The organism is Frankia sp. CpI1-P, from assembly GCF_001421075.1.
Classification (GTDB): Bacteria; Actinomycetota; Actinomycetes; order Frankiales; family Frankiaceae; genus Frankia; species Frankia torreyi.
The window spans coordinates 38,469-53,880 of record NZ_LJJX01000003.1 but is presented as its reverse complement, the minus strand read 5'-3'; the positions used below and the strand labels follow the sequence as shown (position 1 = coordinate 53,880).

Sequence of the window (15,412 nt, the reverse complement as noted above, 5' to 3'; positions counted from 1 at the left end):
CTGTCTCCGATTCGGCTGGCGCAGGCAGGGACGATGGCGCAGGCAGGGACCGTGACGCAGGCAGGGACGATGCCGCCCCGGGCCGCCCTGCTCGCGCACCGATGAAACCGGCCACGCCGTCACCCCCCTTGCTGCCCCGTCGCGCGCCGGCCCCGCCCGCGCCGGCCCCGCCACTGCAACGTCCCAGGCCCTCAGACGATTTCCACCGGCTCCTCGGTGACCACGCCGTCCGTGATCCGGAAGGACCGGAACTCGGTGTGGTCGGGCTCCCGAGTGGACGCCAGCACGTAGTGTGCGTCGGGCTCCCCGGCCAGGGAGATGTCCGTGCGGGACGGGAACGCCTCGGTCGCGGTGTGCGAGTGGTAGATGACGACGGGTTCCTCGTCACGGTCGTCCATCTCCCNCCAGATCCGTAGCTGTTCCTTCGAATCGAAGCGGTAGAAGGTCGGCGAACGCTCGGCGTTCTCCATGGGGATGAACCGCTCCGGCCGATCCGAACCCACCGGGCCGGCGACGACCCCGCACGCCTCGTCGGGGTGATCACGGCGAGCATGGGCGACGATCGCCTCGTAACAGGCACGGTCGATGCGCAGCACTGGCCCACCGTACGACGCGGAAGGGGTGGTCTNGGCAGGTCCTGGCGACGAGACGTCCCGGCCACGACCCGGATCGCCCCGGGCGGCCTGGTCCGGGCCTTGTCCGGGCCTAGTCCAGCGCCCGGGTCAGCTCGTCGAGCAGCCCGGTCAGAAAGACGTAGGNCGCCACCAGCGGGTAGCGCGGATCCTCGGGATCCATCCGCTCCAACTCGTCGGAGGAGTCGTCGTCGGTCAGGGCGAGGCGGGTGCCCAGGAACAGCCGCAGGTCGTTCAGGGTGGTCAGCCAGTCCTGGGCGGCGTCCTCATCGAGAACGAGCACGGACCCGGGAGCGGGCATGGCGGCCAGCACCCGGCGGGCGGCGTCGCGCTTGCGGGCGAGCAGGTCGTCGGTGCGGCGGCGACGGAAGTCCCCGGAGGCCATCGGGTCGTCCGGGTACGGGTCGGGAAGCAGCCGGGCGATCGCCGGGTCCTCGGGCGGGGGCGGGGCGGTGTCGCGCAGCCCGACCATCGCCTCCAGCGGGTCCTCGACGGGCGGCGGTTCGAGCAGCGTCTCGATCTGGCTGACGAGTTGGGACAACAGCGCCGACTCCCATTGCGGCAGCCGCAGCTCGATCCCGGACCGGGTGCGACGGAAACCGTCAGCAGCCACGACGTCGTGCCCTCCATCACCGCTCGTCCGCGGCGCCCGCCCGCGGATCTCTCGTTGGTCACCGCCGACGCCGCCGGGGCCGCCGGGGCTCGACCGTCCGCGCGACGGGTCCCGCGGCGCCATCGCCTGGAAAGCCAGGCGGGCGCGCGGCGGGCCACGGCGGGCGTCCGGCGGTTGACCATCGCCAGCCTAGTCGAGCCGGCGGGGTGGCCCTGCGTGCCGCATCGGGGCGTCGGGCCCAGGACCTCGAAGGCGGCGCTGACCGGGCGCCGACGGCCGTTGCGCGACCGGGGTGCGGGTGGCCCGCGGGCCTCCGGAGGCGTTTTCGGGGGTGATCCCCGGGAAGGGGTAGCTCGCTCGTCCCACCCGGAATCTGGCCAATTTTGCGATACGGACGCTACTGAACCCGGCACCGAGCGGAGTCATGCGGTGGCCGCGCGACGCCTGCCGGAGGAGGTCGCGTCCTAATTACCCGAATATTCCGGACGATGGAGTCGAATTTTCCTTGATGACCGATACGCACAGCCCGGATTCATCCCCGGAGTCCGGCAGAACCGAGCCGCGGAACGTATCGATCCGCCGAGAAACGGGGAATACGGATTCAGCGGGCTTTTCNGAATCACTGCCGCGGGACTCCTCCGGGACCGATCCGGACGAATCCCGCCCGCATCTTCTCGACCCGCCGAGCACATTGTCGGACCATCGCCCACGGCCGGGCCCACCGGCCCCCGGCATTCCGTCCTACCCGGCCAGAATCACCCGCCGCCCCGGGCGGCCGGCGCGCGCGGCGCCGCCTGCCGCCGGCGCTCAGCCTCGCCCGACCCGACCCCGATCCAGCTAGCTCTTTGTGGCCCCGTTGCCCCGACGGAGCCCGATGGTTGGGAAAAGTCGGGCCCACGCGAGACCGATCGGCCGCCTCCGCGCACGGCAGACGGCCACGGCACGGCGAACGCGCGGTCGGGAGAGGGACCATGGCGGCCAGGGCCGAGGCGACCCCCTGACACCCGATCGGATCCCCCACCGGCGCCGGGTGCCCGGGGTCGCCCGTCCAGGCTGGTCAGTCCTGGGCGATCGTCGCCCACAGTCCGTATGCATGNAGGCGCTCCGCGTCGGCCTCCATCTCCTCCCGGGTACCGGTGGCGACCGAGGCCCGCCCCTTGTGGTGGACGTCGAGCATCAGCTCGGTGGCCTTCGACTTGGTGTAGCCGAACAACTTCTGAAAGACGTAGGTCACGTACGACATGAGATTGATCGGATCGTTCCAGACGATCGTGACCCACGGCCGATCGTCGTCGAGGGTCTCGTCGGCTTCCTCGACGTCGACGGGCGACACGGCGGTGACAGACACGAGGCCTATTGTTACGCCATTCCCGCGCCCTGACCCGTCGCCGGGCACGGTGAGATGCAACGGCGCACGTCCCGCTCACGGCACGTGACGAGGCAGCGAGGCGACGGCGGTCAGACGGAGCGGCGTAGCAGCGGCGGATGCAGTGCGGTGGCCGAGCCGCGCCGGTACAGCTCGGCGGGCCGGCCGCCGCCGCGCGGGGAGGTGCGCCGGCCCACCGGGACGACGAACCCGGGCGTGGACAGCACCTTGCGCCGGAAGTTCGGCGGATCCAGCGCGACGTCCCAGGCGGCCTCGTAGACGCGACGCAGGTCCGCGAGGGTGAACTGGTCCTCGCAGAAGGCTGCGGCCAGCGGGGTGTACTCCAGCTTCGCGCGAGCCCGCTCGACCCCGTCGGCGACGATCCGTGGATGGTCGAAGGCCAGCGCGGGGCCATCCGGGGAGTCCAGGTCCGCCACCGGCCACCACCGCGCACGGGGGCCGTCCCCGCCGGGCGCCGGCTGCGGCAGGTTCGGCAGCAGGGCCAGGTAGGCGACGCTGACCCCGGGCGCCCGCGGGTCGCGGTGCGGGCCACCGTAGGTACGCAACTGTTCGAGATGGCCGGTCGTGGTCACCCCGGTCTCGGCCCACAACTGGCGCGACGCCGAGGTGTCGAGGTCCTCGTCGCCGTCGACGAAGCCGCCGGGCAGGGCCCAGGCCACGTCGAACGGCGGGTCCCGGCGGATCAGAAGGACGCAGAGCCGACCGCCGCGCAGGGTCAGCAGAACCAGGTCCACGCTGACGGCGACGACCGGCGGCGTGACGGGGTCACCATGACGCCGCCCGTCGTCGCCGTCACGCGGACCGCGGACCTGATTCGGCGGCGAGGCGGGCGGCACCCCTCCAGTCTGGCCATGCCCATCCCACCGCACACGGCCCCCTCCCTGGAGCGGGTCCGCGGGGCCGTGGCGGTGCGGCCGGGCCGCCCGAACGTGACCGGTGGTCGGGCCCGATTGGGCCTGCCGGGTCAGGCCTGCGCCACCGCGATCAGGCGTGGGTGGTGTGCACGACGGGCAGGCATGGCTGACCGAAGCGCACGTCCCGTGCCGTCGGGGGCAGCGCGGTCAACGCCCGGCCGTGGTGCTCGCGGGCCCGTCGGGTGCCGGCGGGCCCGACCAGGTCGGTGTCGACGAGCTCGCCCCGCACGACGATCGACTGGAGCAGCTCACGGTCCCGGGACTCGCCGGGCCGGAACCCGGAGTCCGCAGCCGCCACCGGCGCGGCGACGAAGGTCGAGCCGGCGGAGGGGGTATCGGCGGTCGGCGCCGCGGCCGCAGCGGTGGGACCGGTGGCGGTAGGAGCGATGGCGGTGGGCCCCGCGGCGGAAGGGGCCGCAGTGGCCGCGGAAGCGGAGGAGGCCGTGACGGCGGGAGCGGCCGTCGCGGCGAGAGAGTCCGTGGCGGCGGGAGCCGCGCTGCTGGCGGCTGTGGTGGCGGGAGCAGCGGTGGCGGGAGCGGCGGTGGCGGGAGCAGCGGTGGCGGGAGCGGCGGCGGGGAGGACGACGTCGGCGACGGCGCGGCCGCTGGGGTCGTGGCGGCGCACGACCCGCTTGCGTCCCCCGCGACTGGTCTTGCCCACCGACTTCTTGGCGACGGCGACGCCGTCGACCTCGACGAGCTTGTAGACGAACCCGGCGGTCGGCGCCCCGGAGCCGGTGACCAGGCTCGTCCCGATGCCGTAGCCGTCGACGGGCGCCTCGCCCAGCCGGGCGATGGCGTGCTCGTCCAAGTCCCCGGTGGCGATAATCCGGGTGCTGGGCGCGCCGAGCGCGTCGAGTTGCGCCCGGGCGGCCGTGGCCAGCCCACCCAGGTCGCCGCTGTCGATCCGGATGGCGCCGAGCTCCGGCCCGGCGGCGGCCACCGCCGCGGCGATGCCCGCGGGGACGTCGTAGGTGTCGACGAGCAGCGTCGTGTCGCGGCCCAGGGCGGCCACCTGGGCGGCGAACGCCTCGGCCTCGGTGGGATGGACGAGGGTGAACGCGTGCGCGCTGGTCCCCACGCTGGGCACGGCGTAGGTCCGCGCCGCCTCCAGGTTGGAGCTGGCCGCGAAGCCCGCCAGGTAGGCAGCCCGCGCGGCCGCGACGGCCGCCGCCTCGTGGGTGCGCCGCGAGCCCATCTCCAGGCAGGGCCGCGAGCCTGCCGCGGCGACCATCCGAGCAGCGGCCGCGGCGATCGCGCTGTCGTGGTTGAGGATCGACAGCACGAGCGTCTCCAGCAGCACCGACTCGGCGAACGTCCCCTCGACGGCGAGAACCGGCGCGCCGGGGAAGAACGGCTCACCTTCGGCGAAGGCGCGGATGTCGCCGCGGAAGCGGTAGTCGGCCAGCCAGGCAGCGGTGTCGTCGTCGACGACGCCGGCGGCGCGCAACGCGGCGAGCTCGGGCGGGGCGAAGCGGAAGTCCGCCAGGGCGTCGAGCAGCCGACCGGTACCGGCGAATACGCCGAAGCGGCGGCCGGGCGGCAGCGAACGGGTGAAGACCTCGAAGACCACGCGGCGGTTGGCCGCCCCGGAGCGGAGCGCCGCCCGCAGCATGGTCAACTCATAGTGATCGGTCATAAGTGCCGTGGACATCCGGAACAGGCTAGGGACGAGCTCGTCCAGATGCGCGCCTGACGACATCCCGCGGGCGGCGGAAGGGGATGGGTTCGCCGTGCCGGGAGGTGTGTTGGTCCGGCGGTGGGGCAGGCGCAATCCTGCATGATGTCCCTCACACCTTGCCGCCCCACGCCGCCAGCGACCCGGAGTACCTCGACGTGACCACGCCCGCGACCGACCTCGCGCCGGCCGGGTGTGTGCCCCGGGTGGCGCGGTTCGCGGCCGATCGGCGGCAATTGGACAGGACCTCCGTAGTCGTCCGACGCCGTCATGCGATCGTCTTGAGCGTGGACCAGAGTAATGCCGGCATCTTCATCGTCGTGGTCGGCGGCGCGTTGCTCGCTCTGCTCGTACTCGGCGGTCGAGCCGGCCGGAGCATCGCCCGCGACGTGTGGAGCCGCATCGGCTTCTTCCGCTGGATACTCGTCGCGATCATTATCGTGGTCGTCCTCGATCTGTCCGACGGGTTGCCCAACCAATGAACGCCGGGATGGCGGGAACAGCACCGCATAACGCAAGGCAGCGAAGATGTTGCAGGACGCCACCGGGCCACCTCCGTATGGGGTGGTCGATTTATGTCACTGCGCTCCCTGATGCCCGACTCGTTATGCTCACTTCGCGTAACACGATTGTCGGACGAGAGGACAGCGGGTGACTGGTCACACCTGGCTCTGGACGCCGCCGCGGGCCACTCCAGCCAGCGTCGGCGTCGGCCAGCTCCTGAGGGCTTACCGGCAGGCACACGGCCTGACGCAGCAGCAACTCGCCGATCGGCTTGGCTTCGACCAGTCGTACGTCTCCAAGGTGGAAAGCGGCCGCCGGGCCATCCACGACATCTCTACGCTGCGCCACATCGCCCGCAACCTCGCGCTGTCCCCGGAGGACGTGGGCCTGGCGCCCGGCGCGATGGCGGACCGCCGACGGGACAGCGGCCCACGCAGTCCCGCGGCCGAACAGGTCGCCGCCAGCCAGCGCGCCTGGCGGCTGACCCGGGACCACCTCAACCACCACCGGATCAGCCTGGCCCGGGCCGCGGTGCGGCTCTACCCGGAGACCGACCGGCTCGGCAGCGGACTGCTGGCCCGCCCGGGCTGGGTCTGGGACCGGCCGGTGGACATCGACGAGGTCGCCCTGCACTGGCAGGACAAGGTCGATCCGCCGCTGATCCGCGGGGACGAGCCGGAGACGGCCGGCAGCCGCCCGCTGCTCGGTGGCGGCAGCGCGCAGACCCGGTACCAGCGCTACACCCGGGCGATGCGCGACCTCGACCGGCCGACGCTGTTCGAGAACCGGCTGAGCTTCCGGCTGCTGGACATCGGCGGCGACGGCACGGCGCCGGTGACGGCGGACAACCGGCCGACGCTGAACTTCGGCCACACGACCTACTTCGACGCCGTCGACGTGTGCGAGACGGTGGCGCACGAGGCGGCCGCCGCGATGGCCGGCACCGGTCTGTCCTGGCCGGCGCTGCCGTTCCGGGCGCNCATCGGCAACCCGTTCGACTTCGGCCGCCGGGTGGCGCTGCCGTCGATCAATACCCTGACGATCCGGCACGATCGGGGCGGTCAGGCGAGTTTCTTCCTGCACCGGCGCAGCGCGGGCTCGGTGGCGACCGCCGGCGGGGTCTACCACGTGATCCCCGCCGGGGTGTTCCAGCCGTCGGGGATCACCGCGTTCCACCACGAGGCCGACTTCGACCTGTGGCGCAACATCATGCGGGAGCTCAGCGAGGAGCTGCTCGGCAACCCCGAGCACGACGGCAGCTCGTCCAGCCCGATCGACTACGACACCGACGAGCCGTTCCGCTCCTTCGAGCAGGCGCGGCGGGCGGGCTCGGTGCGGGTGTCGTACTTCGGCATCGGCCTCGACGCGTTGACCTTGTTCGGCGAGATACTCACCGTCGTGGTCATCGATGCGGACGCCTTCGACAAGCTGTTCGGCGGGATGGTCCAGAGCAACGCCGAGGGCTCCGTCGTCACGGCCGGCCCCAACCGGGCGGTGACCGAGGGCATCCCGTTCACCCACACCGCGCTGCGCCGCCTCGTCGACACCGAACCCATCGCTCCGTCCGCGGCGGCGTGCCTCGAGCTCGCCTGGNGCCACCGCGAGACGCTGCTGCCCGGCGTACGCGCCCGGACGGCGTCCTGATCCGGGACATGCGCGTTCTGGTCACCGGTGCGTCCGGATTCATCGGCGGAGTGGTCACGGACGCTCTCGCGGCCGACGGCCATGCGGTGACCGCGATGGTGCGCGACCACTCCTCGGCGCCGGTCTTCGCCCCCGGCGTCGAGGTGGTGGCCGCGGACCTGCTCGACCCGCGGCAGCTCGCCGCCGCGGGGGTGAACCGGGGCTTCGACGGGGTGTGCCATCTCGCGGCCCTGACCCGGGTCCGGGAGTCGCGGATGGCTCCCCTGCGCTACTTCCAGGCCAACCTCACGGGCACCGTCAACCTGCTCACGGCGCTGGAGATCGGCACGGAGCGGACCGGGGTCGCGCCCGCGTTCGTGTTCGGCTCGAGCTGCGCCGTCTACGGCGACGTCGATCTCACCGGCGTCCCGGAGAGCCGNCCGCCGGACCCGTCGAACCCCTACGGCGCGTCCAAGCTCGCCGCCGAGCGCCTGCTGAGTCACCAGGCCGGCACCGGCCTGATCGGCGCGGTCATCCTGCGCTCGTTCAACGTCGCGGGCGCCGTCGAGGGGCACTACGACCGGGACGACAGCCGGATCATCCCGGCGGCGATCGCGGTGGCGAGCGGGCGCCGCGACGTCTTCCGCGTCAACGGGGACGGGCAGGCACTGCGGGAGTACGTCCACGTCGGGGACATGGCGGCTGCCTACCACGCGGCGCTGATGGCGGCCACGCCGGGACGCTGCTCGGTGTTCAACGTGGGCAGCGGCGTCGGAGTGAGCATCATCGACGTGCTGACGGCCGTCGGCCGGGCCAGCGGGCGCCCGGTGCGGCNCATCCACTGCCCGCCCGTCCCCGAACCCAAGGCGCTCATCGGGGACAGCCGGCGGATCCGCACCGAGCTGGGCTGGGGCTCGCCCCGGTCGAGCATCGACCAGATCGTCTCGGACGCCTGGCGGTTCGGCCGGGCATCCGGCGGGACCGGCGTGCCGCCGCGCCAGCGCAACGTCCCGATCATCACCTGACGTCACCCCGACGCCCCCGCCGTCACCGCACGTCCCCGGCCCCGCCGTCACCGCACGTCCCCGGTGCCGCCCGGCCTCCCCGGCGGCGTCCCATCCGGGACATCCCCCGGGCTACCGCCCACCGTGCACACCCCGTAACCTGTAGCGAAGTAGGACCTCTGGGCTCGAGACCAGCGCCTCCGGCGCAGCCGGCCCGGGGTCACATCCCGGACGATCGGGTTCCCGAACTGGTCGGACCGACCCGGTCCGTTCCGTCGGCAGGGAGTTCCGACCCGCGGGACGATGGATCCTGACAGGCTTTCCCGACCCCGAAGGGCTGGCTGTGATGGTGGCGGACCGACACCTGGGCCTGCGGCCCTGTCACGTCTACGACTACGACGGCGAGTACCTGGGCTCCTTCACGAGCTGGTCGGCGGCGCACGAGTGGGCCCATCTCCAGGCCGCGATGGGTGGCGTCCCCGGGCCGTTGGAGGTCGAGGATCGGCAGCTCGGACAGCGTCGGCGCGTCTGGGTGGACCGCTGCGCGGACCTGCTCGCCGCGCCGCCCACCGCAGCCGAAACGCCGGCCGAGGCCGCCCACGCCCCGCGGCCCGGCGGCGCCGGGCCCGACGCGATCAACCGGGAGCACGGCGCGATCGTCGCGACGCTCGGCGCCCCCGTGCTCTGCAACGTCCTCGACGCTCCGACCGTCATCCCCGCGCAGCCCCGCCGGTCGGACTGATCCGCGGCGCCGCGGGTCCGCCCGGCGAGCCCCATCCCACGGGCGGCAACCGGAAGTCACCGCTTCCGCAATGCGGGCCCAGAAACATCGCCGATGGCCCGAAAGGGCAATTTTCCAGCACGAGAAACCCAACACATCATCACCGTCCGAGGACGTGCGGGCCGGTCGGCGGACGGGTCCGCCGACCGGCCCGAATCCCAGGGGACGGCCGGCAGGTGCGGGGAAGGCCGTCGGTCCGGCCCGGACCGCGGCGCTCCGGCCTGGTCGCGTCGGGCCGCGCCCACCCGCAGCGGCGCCCGGATGGACAGCGCGCCGCCAGATCCGGGCGGCGGCCTGCGCCGCAACAGCGCCCGCCGGTGTCGGTCCGCGGCCTCGGGCCCGCCGGGCGGAGGCGAACCGATCGTCCTAGGGTCGACGGCCGCCGACATAAGGCCCAGACTGTCCGTGAACGGACATACTTGACCGACCTTGGCGGACGTTGGCCTATCCTCATATACCGAATGCGACGAAGCCTCCCGTGCCGCCGGAGCTCGCCGGGAACATCCGTGGGCCACCCGACAGAGCACCTGGTCAGCTCCGCGCACTAATCTGACGTCTGTCGTGGCCCGGATCATCTACCGGGACGGGCGCCACGCGGGACTCCGCCCGAACGACCGACGACGAGACGCTCCATGGGGGAGACGAAAGTGGACGAGCAGACCGCTGGGACCGGTAACCCCCGGCCCACCGCGCGCCTGGTGGTCGACGTGGTCCGTGCGCTGCGTGGATGGGTGGTGGCGGCAGCCGGCGGCGTCCTGCTTCTCGGCTGCTACCTGGGCGTCTCCAAGCAGACGGACGTCGCACTGCAACTACCGTACGTGGTGTCCGGCGGTTTCGGCGGGTTGGCGCTCGTCCTGATCGGCAGCGCGTTGCTGGTGGCCGACCGCTTCGAAGCGGCCCAGGCCGCGCAGGCCCGCACCGTCGGCCAGGTCGACGACCTGCACTCACTGATCATCGCGGCCGCCACCGTGGGTGAGCAGGCCGGCGGCGAGCTATCCACCGCCCCGGCCCAGGCGACCTACCAGCAGCAGCCCGCCGCCCCACCGCAGAACTCCTACTACAACGCGGCCGGTGACACCGCGCCGGGCGGATCGACTCGCCCGGCGGGCGTCAGCGCCCCCGGCCCGCGCGCCTGACCCGCCGGCGTCTCCCCGCATTGCGACGGCGCCCCGGAAGGCTGACGTTCCCGTGATCACACTTGACCCGGCCGGCGCCGGCGCACGCCGAGGGGGTGGCCGATGACCAGCATCGACCTGGCGCTGGCCGGCATCTCGCTGGGCGCGATCGCCGCCCTGTCCGGCATCGGCCTGCTGGTCACCTATCGCACCAACGGCGTACTCAACCTCGCCCAGGGCGGGATCGCCACCCTGGTGGCCTACATCTTCCGCGAGATGGTCGTCGAGTGGGACCTGCCGATCTGGNTGGCCGCCGTGATCGCCCTCGCCGTGGTGTCCCCCGGCATCGGGCTGCTGCTCGAACGGCTGGTGTTCCGGCCGCTGGCCCGCCGCCGGGCGTCGGCCGCCGAGGCCCTCGTCGCCAGCCTCGGCGTGCTGGTGCTGAGCCTCGGCATCACCGCGGGCATCTGGGGACTGGGATCACGCAGCGACGCGCCCAGCATCTTTCCGAACTCGTCGGTCCGGGTGTTCGGCGATTCCCGGCTCGGCGTCGACGCACTGGCCGAGCTGATCATGGTCGTGGTGTTCGCCGCGGTCATCGGGATCATCGCCGCCCGCACCGCCTTCGGCCGCCAGATCCGGGCCGTCGTCGACGACCGGCAGCTCGCCGAGCTGTCCGGGGTGCCCGCCGACAAGGTGGCGGCCGCGGGTTGGGCCGCCGGCACCACGATGGCGGGCCTGACCGGCATCCTGCTGGCGCCCCGCTTCCAGCTCACCCCCTACGGCCTGACGCTGCTGGTCCTGGAGACCTTCGCGGTGGTCGTGGCCGCGCGGCTGTCGAGCATGCCGGTGGCGGTCCTCACCGCGCTGGGCATCGCCATCCTGCAGAGCGAGCTCAAGCAGTTCACCCTCCACGGCGACGCCGGCCAGATCCTCACCGTGCTCCAGTCGAACCTGTTCATCGTCGCCCTGCTGGTCCTGCTGCTGGCCGTCCCGAAGCTGNGGGAGCTGGGCTCGGGCGACTCGGGAGCGACGGCGAGCTTCTCCAGCCGCGGCGCGCCGCCGTCCGGGCGGGTCAGCGGGGTCCGTCTCCGGCGGGACTACCTCGGCAAGCTGGGCGGCGGGGCGCTGCTGCTCGCGCCGCTCACCTTCGCGCCCTCCGACCTGCGCTCGGCATTCATGGTGCCGGCGCTGGCCCTGATCTTCCTGTCGATGGTGATCGTCACCGGCTACAGCGGGCAGCTCTCCCTCGGGGCGGCCGGCTTCGCGGGTCTCGGCGCGCTGCTGTCGCTCAAGCTCGCCAACGGCGACCTGTTCGGCCTGCCGGCGATCCCCGGGATCGCGTCGATGTTCGTCGGCGCGCTGTTCGTCGCCCCCATCGGCCTGATCACCGGCTACCCGGCGATCCGGCGCCGCGGGCTGACCCTGGCCCTGACGACCTTCGCCGTCGGCGCCGTCGTGAGCCGGTTCGTCTTNGAGCAGCCCACCTTCGCCACCGGGCTGTACCTCGACCCGCTGTCGCTGTTCGGCTGGGNGCTGTCCGAGAAGGCCTTCTACGTCTTCGAGCTGCTCTGCCTGGGCTTCGGCCTGCTCGTGGTGCGCAACCTGCACCACGGCCGGCTCGGCCGGGCCCTGCTCGCCCTGCGCGACCACTCCGAGGGCGCGGCCGCGGTCGGCGTCGACGTGCGCAACCTCAAGCTGCTGGCCTTCACCGTCTCCTCCGTCGTCGCCGGGCTCGGCGGGACGCTGCTGGTGCACAGCAGCTACTCGTTCTCCGCCGACGACTTCGCCCCGCTGCAGAGCCTGCTGTGGTTCACGGCGGTCGTCGTGTTCGGCGCGGACAGCGCGGCCGGCGCGATCGTGGCCGCCGCGTTCATGGTCACGATCGACGTACTGGCTCCGGCCGGATCGTCGACGCTGGCCATCGGCATCCTGGCGCTCGCCCTGGGGTGGATGCCCGGCGGGCTCGCCTCGGCCGTGCGCGGGCTGCTCCGNCTGCTTGCCCAGTACCTCGCCGACAGCTTCGTCGACCCTAACCAGCGGGCCCCGCGGCCGGTGCCGGTGCGCATCTCCGCGGTGGGCCACCTGCCGGCCACCACCGGCATCACCGGCAGCACCGGCATCCCCGGGATCGGCTCGACCCTGGGGGCGGCCCGCGCCGGGCACTACGCCCGCTGGCCGCTGTCCGGTAACCAGCTCGGACTGCCCGCGGACGCCCCCCGGCTCACGCCGTTCGGCGCCAGCCTGGTGGCGATGGTCCAGCAGTACGCCGCCGCCCAGACCGCGGTGGGCCGCCAGCAGCGGGCCGCGGGGGCGGGCGGCGCCCCGCGCCCGGCGGGGCCGCAGCCGTCCCGCGCCGGCGCCGGCGCCGGGGCCGGGGCCGCCACCCACCCAGCCGAGGGAGGCCGGGCATGAGCCGGCACGTACTCCAGGCCGTGGGCCTGGTGCGCCGCTACGGCGGCCTCACCGCGGTCGACCACGTCGACCTCGTCGCCCCACCGGGCATGATCACCGGCCTCATCGGGCCGAACGGCGCCGGCAAGTCGACGCTGTTCAGCCTGCTCACCGGCGTCGAGCAGCCCGACGAGGGCAAGGTCGTGCTCGGCAGCACCGACATCACCCGGATGCGGCCGGACATCCGGTCGCGGCGCGGCCTGGTGCAGACCTTCCAGGTCCCCTCGCTGTTCCCCACCCTCACCGTCGCGGACAACCTGCTCGTCGGCGCGGAGAACCGGCGCCGGGACTACGCCGGCGGCCTGTTGGGCCTGTCCGCGCAGGGCCGGGGCCGGGTGAGCCACAGCATCGAGCGCGGGCTCGAACGGCTGGGGCTCGCGCCGAAGGGGCCGGTGACCCAGATCGTCGAGGAGGTCCTGGACTCCCTCGGCCTGTCCGAAGTGCGTGACACGATCGCCGGCACGCTGCCCACCGGGGCGCTGCGGCTGGTCGAGTTCGCGCGGGCGTTGTGCGCGCGTCCGGACATCCTGCTGCTCGACGAGCCCGCCAGCGGCCTGGACAGCGAGGAGACCGCCAAGCTGTCGCAGTTGCTGCGGCGGACCGCCGCCGGCGGGGTCGGCATCGTCATCGTCGACCACGACGTCGACCTCGTCTTCTCCGTCGTCGACCAGGTGTACGCGATGGTCGGCGGCCGGGTCGTCGCGTCCGGTGACCCGGAGACGGTCCGCAACGACCCGACCGTGCGGTCGGTGTACCTGGCGCAGGCACCCCTCGCCGTGGCAGGGCAGTCCGGGGAGGCACGATGACGACGGCGACCGCCGAGCTCGAACTGACGGGGGCCCGCGCCGGCTACGGCACGGTCGAGGTCCTGCACGGCCTCGACCTTGCCATCCCCGCCGGGAAGGTGACCGCGCTGCTGGGGGCGAACGGCGCGGGCAAGTCCANCACGCTGCGGGTGTTGTCCGGGCTGATCCCGCTGCGGGCGGGCACCCTGACCTGGCGCGGCGAGGACATCACCCGGCTGTCCACCGTCGACCGGGCGCGCCGCGGCCTGATGCTGGTGCCGGACGAGCGAGCCGTGTTCGCCACTCTGTCGGTCCGGGACAACCTCCAGATCATCGCCGAGGCGAGCGGGCATCCCGACATCACCCCGGCGCTGGAGTCGTTCCCCCGGCTGCGCGAGCGGCTCACCCAGCGGGCCGGTTCGATGTCCGGCGGCGAGCGCCGGATGCTGGCGCTCGCCAGGGCCCTGCTCGCCCGCCCCTCGGTGCTCATGGTCGACGAGCTGTCGCTTGGCCTGTCCCCGAAGGTCGCCGCGGACCTGTTCGGCTGGCTGGCGACCGTGGCCGCCTCCGGCACCACGGTCCTGCTCGCCGACCAGTACACCGAGCAGGCACTGGCCATGGCCGACCTGGTCTACGTCCTGCACCGGGGGGAACGGTCCTTCGTCGGCACCCCCGCCGAGTTCGCCGGCGGCACGCCCGCCGGCGCCTCCGCCTGAACCACTCCCCCCGCCTGAACCACTCCCACCTGAGGCCGCTCCGCCCCCGATCCACCGCTGCCACGAGTCGGGCCCCGGCCGGGACCGCCCGCGGGTGCGGGGATCCCGGCCGGGACCCGAGTCGGTTCGGCGGCCACCACCTGTCGACAGGCAGGGCCGCCGGTCGTCAGCCCGCCGGGTAGGGCAGGTTCGGAACGGTGAAGCAGTTGGTGTTCATGTCCTTGACCTGGGTCTCCCAACCGCCCTTGCCGCCGTTCGCCGAATCCTTCCAGCGGGCGACGTTCAGGCAGTTCTGATCCTGGGCGGGCGGTTCCGGNGCCTTCTTGAAGTTGCGGCCGGCCGAGATGAGCAGCCCGTGGCCGTCATAGTCCTTGCCGCTGTTCATGAACGCCTCGACGCACGTGCGGGTCACGTTGGCGCCGCAGGAGCGGATCGCGTCGGTCAGCCACTGGGCGGAGGCGTAGCCCTCCAGCGTCCACAGGTTCTCCTTGGCCACCCGGTCGGGCGCCGCCGCCTGGAGATCCTTCTGGAACTGCGCCACCGCGGGGATCGAGGTGTCCTGGTAGTTGGCCGAGCCGCTGGTCGAGTAGATCGTGTTCCGGCAGTTCGGCGACGCGCTGTAGACCTGGCCGATGTTGTTCGCCCAGCCCTGCGGCGTGGTCACCTTGGCCTGCAGCGCCATCTTCTGGCTCTCGATGGAGTTGCAGAGCTGCGCGTTGCCGCCGTCGTCCATCGCGTCGAAGACGATCTGCACCCCGCGCCGCTTGAGGTCGAGCACAGCGGAGTCCCAGTTCGGCGCCCCGAGGTTGATCTGCTCCTCGACGACGTTGTAGCCCTCCTTGCGCAGGCCGTCGGCCACCGACTTGGCGTAGCGCTGCGACGGGGCCACGTTGTAGTAGACGACCCCGGCGACGTTGGTGTGCAGATTCTGCTTGAACCAGCGGTAGATCTCGGTCCCCGCGTACAGCGTGCCGTTGTAGCCGGGGCGGTCGCCGTTGCGCGGATAGTAGCTGCCGTAGATCGAGTACAGGTGCGGGTACTGGTCGTACTCGGTGCCCACGGGCTGGCCGCCGATGTCGGGCACGCCCTTCGAGTTGATGTACTGCGCTCCCGCGTAGTTGAAGGCGGTCACCCCGGCGAGCGCGAAGACCTTCTCGTCGTCGACGAGTTTGTGCGCACAGCTCACGTTTCCGTCGCCGCTGCCCT

The 15,412-nt window shown here is 72.8% G+C and carries 10 protein-coding genes and 16 pseudogenes; 17 read left to right on the top strand and 9 right to left on the bottom strand.

Annotated features, from left to right (window positions below; translation table 11 throughout):
• Nucleotides 1-191 precede the first annotated feature (191 nt).
• From FF86_RS39120 to FF86_RS02925, 7 genes and pseudogenes are all read right to left on the bottom strand, one after another.
• Nucleotides 192-403, bottom strand: a pseudogene (locus FF86_RS39120) (Mov34/MPN/PAD-1 family protein); the annotation flags it as partial.
• A gap of 1 nt (nucleotide 404) precedes the next feature.
• The coding region (locus tag FF86_RS39115; protein ID WP_242418076.1) for a Mov34/MPN/PAD-1 family protein at nucleotides 405-596 on the bottom strand (192 nt) is incomplete at its 3' end.
• Nucleotides 597-705: 109 nt separating this feature from the next.
• Nucleotides 706-758 (bottom strand): annotated as a pseudogene (locus tag FF86_RS64835) (hypothetical protein); the annotation flags it as partial.
• A gap of 1 nt (nucleotide 759) precedes the next feature.
• The coding region (locus tag FF86_RS02940; RefSeq protein ID WP_242418075.1) for a DUF2017 domain-containing protein at nucleotides 760-1,245 on the bottom strand (486 nt) is incomplete at its 3' end.
• Between the two features lie 1,097 nt (nucleotides 1,246-2,342).
• Nucleotides 2,343-2,593 (bottom strand): ATP-dependent Clp protease adapter ClpS (gene clpS / locus FF86_RS61770; RefSeq protein ID WP_396229740.1); only part of this gene is annotated, 251 nt, incomplete at its 3' end.
• Nucleotides 2,594-2,703: 110 nt separating this feature from the next.
• A complete protein-coding gene (locus FF86_RS02930) occupies nucleotides 2,704-3,366 on the bottom strand; it encodes an NUDIX domain-containing protein (RefSeq protein ID WP_044884431.1) in 663 nt (220 codons plus the stop codon).
• Nucleotides 3,367-3,616: 250 nt separating this feature from the next.
• Nucleotides 3,617-5,248, bottom strand: coding sequence for a nicotinate phosphoribosyltransferase (locus FF86_RS02925; RefSeq protein WP_044884380.1), 1,632 nt, complete (start codon nucleotides 5,246-5,248; stop codon nucleotides 3,617-3,619).
• Between the two features lie 134 nt (nucleotides 5,249-5,382).
• Here FF86_RS02925 and FF86_RS39105 point away from each other — a divergent pair, with 134 nt between their 5' ends.
• From FF86_RS39105 to FF86_RS02885, 17 genes and pseudogenes are all read left to right on the top strand, one after another.
• Nucleotides 5,383-5,706 (top strand): hypothetical protein, encoded by a 324-nt coding sequence (locus tag FF86_RS39105; RefSeq protein WP_236705641.1) that lies wholly within the window; start codon nucleotides 5,383-5,385, stop codon nucleotides 5,704-5,706.
• 169 nt (nucleotides 5,707-5,875) lie between these two features.
• Nucleotides 5,876-6,707: pseudogene (locus FF86_RS39100) on the top strand (helix-turn-helix domain-containing protein); the annotation flags it as partial.
• 1 nt (nucleotide 6,708) lies between these two features.
• A pseudogene (locus FF86_RS39095) lies at nucleotides 6,709-7,321 on the top strand (transcriptional regulator); the annotation flags it as partial.
• A 59-nt stretch (nucleotides 7,322-7,380) separates the two neighbouring features.
• Nucleotides 7,381-7,790: pseudogene (locus FF86_RS39090) on the top strand (NAD-dependent epimerase/dehydratase family protein); the annotation flags it as partial.
• A 1-nt stretch (nucleotide 7,791) separates the two neighbouring features.
• Nucleotides 7,792-8,185, top strand: a pseudogene (locus tag FF86_RS39085) (NAD-dependent epimerase/dehydratase family protein); the annotation flags it as partial.
• Nucleotide 8,186: 1 nt separating this feature from the next.
• Nucleotides 8,187-8,376: pseudogene (locus FF86_RS39080) on the top strand (UDP-glucose 4-epimerase); the annotation flags it as partial.
• A gap of 325 nt (nucleotides 8,377-8,701) precedes the next feature.
• Nucleotides 8,702-9,097: a hypothetical protein gene (locus tag FF86_RS02905; protein WP_044884383.1), complete on the top strand. Its 396-nt coding sequence runs from the start codon at nucleotides 8,702-8,704 to the stop codon at nucleotides 9,095-9,097.
• 686 nt (nucleotides 9,098-9,783) lie between these two features.
• On the top strand, nucleotides 9,784-10,272 hold the full coding sequence (locus FF86_RS02900; RefSeq protein WP_044884384.1) for a hypothetical protein: 489 nt from the start codon (nucleotides 9,784-9,786) through the stop codon (nucleotides 10,270-10,272).
• A gap of 102 nt (nucleotides 10,273-10,374) precedes the next feature.
• A pseudogene (locus FF86_RS39075) lies at nucleotides 10,375-10,557 on the top strand (hypothetical protein); the annotation flags it as partial.
• A 1-nt stretch (nucleotide 10,558) separates the two neighbouring features.
• A pseudogene (locus FF86_RS39070) lies at nucleotides 10,559-11,253 on the top strand (branched-chain amino acid ABC transporter permease); the annotation flags it as partial.
• Between the two features lies 1 nt (nucleotide 11,254).
• Nucleotides 11,255-11,726: pseudogene (locus FF86_RS39065) on the top strand (ABC transporter permease); the annotation flags it as partial.
• 1 nt (nucleotide 11,727) lies between these two features.
• Nucleotides 11,728-11,785, top strand: a pseudogene (locus FF86_RS39060) (hypothetical protein); the annotation flags it as partial.
• Nucleotide 11,786: 1 nt separating this feature from the next.
• A pseudogene (locus FF86_RS39055) lies at nucleotides 11,787-12,245 on the top strand (ABC transporter permease); the annotation flags it as partial.
• Between the two features lies 1 nt (nucleotide 12,246).
• Nucleotides 12,247-12,666, top strand: a pseudogene (locus FF86_RS39050) (ABC transporter permease); the annotation flags it as partial.
• Nucleotides 12,663-13,511: an ABC transporter ATP-binding protein gene (locus FF86_RS02890; RefSeq protein WP_044884386.1), complete on the top strand. Its 849-nt coding sequence runs from the start codon at nucleotides 12,663-12,665 to the stop codon at nucleotides 13,509-13,511. The pseudogene FF86_RS39050 and the gene FF86_RS02890, both read left to right, overlap by 4 nt.
• Nucleotides 13,508-13,649: pseudogene (locus tag FF86_RS39045) on the top strand (ABC transporter); the annotation flags it as partial. The gene FF86_RS02890 and the pseudogene FF86_RS39045, both read left to right, overlap by 4 nt.
• A 1-nt stretch (nucleotide 13,650) precedes the next feature.
• Nucleotides 13,651-14,206, top strand: a 556-nt coding sequence (locus FF86_RS02885; protein WP_242418074.1) for an ATP-binding cassette domain-containing protein, incomplete at its 5' end; no start/stop codon positions are given.
• Between the two features lie 166 nt (nucleotides 14,207-14,372).
• On the opposite strand, the pseudogene FF86_RS39040 reads toward FF86_RS02885, so the two are convergent.
• Nucleotides 14,373-14,522: pseudogene (locus tag FF86_RS39040) on the bottom strand (amino acid ABC transporter substrate-binding protein); the annotation flags it as partial.
• A gap of 1 nt (nucleotide 14,523) precedes the next feature.
• Nucleotides 14,524-15,412 (bottom strand): annotated as a pseudogene (locus FF86_RS02880) (ABC transporter substrate-binding protein); the annotation flags it as partial.

Bases quoted from the DNA above. Each gene is read 5' to 3' on its own strand.
- FF86_RS02925 (WP_044884380.1), bottom strand. From the start codon at position 5,248: ATGTCGTCAGGCGCGCATCTGGACGAGCTCGTCCCTAGCCTGTTCCGG.
- FF86_RS02905 (WP_044884383.1), top strand. From the start codon at position 8,702: ATGGTGGCGGACCGACACCTGGGCCTGCGGCCCTGTCACGTCTACGAC.
- FF86_RS02890 (WP_044884386.1), top strand. From the start codon at position 12,663: ATGAGCCGGCACGTACTCCAGGCCGTGGGCCTGGTGCGCCGCTACGGC.